The organism is Streptomyces sp. E2N166 (assembly GCF_003671715.1).
Classification (GTDB): Bacteria; Actinomycetota; Actinomycetes; order Streptomycetales; family Streptomycetaceae; genus Streptomyces; species Streptomyces thinghirensis.
In genome coordinates, this window is sequence record NZ_RAIF01000012.1 from 550904 (window position 1) to 551724 (window position 821).

1 protein-coding gene is annotated in these 821 nt (G+C 74.2%); it reads right to left on the bottom strand.

Translation table 11 applies throughout. The annotated features are described in order from the left end of the window. Positions 1 to 821, bottom strand: an 821-nt coding sequence (locus EBH09_RS38730; protein ID WP_238697257.1) for an HtaA domain-containing protein, incomplete at both ends; no start/stop codon positions are given.

Below are 821 nucleotides of genomic sequence, written 5' to 3' on the forward strand. Positions count from 1 at the left end.
CGAGGCTGCCGCCGCCGATCGTGCCGCCCGTGGTCGTGCCGGTGCCGCCGATCGTGGAACCGGTGCCTCCGGTCGTCGAGCCGGACGTGCCGCCGGTACCGCCCGTGCCCGAGCCGCCCGTGCCGCCCGTGCCGCCGGTCGGGTCCGTGCCGCCGCCGTCCGGCAGTTCGGCGTCGTCACTCAGCGCCACCGACAGGTCGACGGCGTCGAGTGCCGTGCCGGCCGGGTAGTTGCCGAAGATCTTCGCGCCGGCCTCGGTGAGCGTGGCGGCGACGCCGTCGACGGTGATGACGTCGTTCCGTGCGGTCAGGTCGGCGGACCCGGCCTTCAGGTCGGCCAGGACGACGCCCTCGGTCCGGGTGCCGAGGCTGTTCACGTCAGCGGTCAGCGTGCCGGTGCCGCCGTCGAGCGTGGCCTTGAGGTTGCCGAGGGTCAGGTCGAGGCCGTAGGCGCCGTTCGTCTCGTGGCCCCTGAAGTTCACGGCGCCCTGGAAGGAGGCGGTGAGCTTGTCGGCGTCGGTGTCGTAGGTGCCGGTGGCGTCCTCGAAGGTGAACGGCCCGTTGCCGGCCGCCTGGGTGGCACCGCCCGAGACGGTGACCCCGCCCTTTGCGATGGAGCCGACGACATAGGACCGGAAGGACTCCTTCACGCCCCAGCCGAGGGTGCCGTCGGCTATCTCGCCCTTGGCGGGGGCCTCGGTGGCGGTGGCCGTGGCGGAGGGGGAGGCGCTGGTGCTCGCGGTCGGGTTCGGGGCGGACGTGGCGGACTCGGTGGCCGTGGGTTCCGGGTCCTGGGTCCGCGTCGCCGTCGCCGTCGCCGTC